This window comes from Dyella sp. SYSU CM1112, assembly GCF_058216415.1.
Map to the genome: position 1 here is coordinate 1 of NZ_JBZEGI010000156.1, position 257 is coordinate 257.

General features: G+C 61.9%; 1 pseudogene. It reads right to left on the bottom strand.

Annotated features, from left to right (window positions below):
• Window positions 1-130 precede the first annotated feature (130 nt).
• A pseudogene (locus AC4HNJ_RS22030) lies at window positions 131-257 on the bottom strand (alpha-ketoacid dehydrogenase subunit beta); the annotation flags it as partial.

The window sequence follows — 257 nt, forward strand, 5'->3', positions numbered from 1 at the left end:
GGCTCCCTCCCTTGCATGCAACAGGGGAGGGTTGGGGTGGGCGTAGCCGTCACAAAACGGAATCCTGCGTTTCGTGGGGTCTAGCCCTTCCCCACCTCCCCCTGCCGAGCAGGAGGAGGTGCTAAGAGCATCAGCTTGCCGCCAGCGTACGCTTGGCAGCTTCCACCACGCGTTCCGTACTCGGCAGATATTTTATCTCCAGACGGAACAGCGGAATGTGCGTATCCCAGCCGGTCACGCGCTCAACCGGTGCAAGC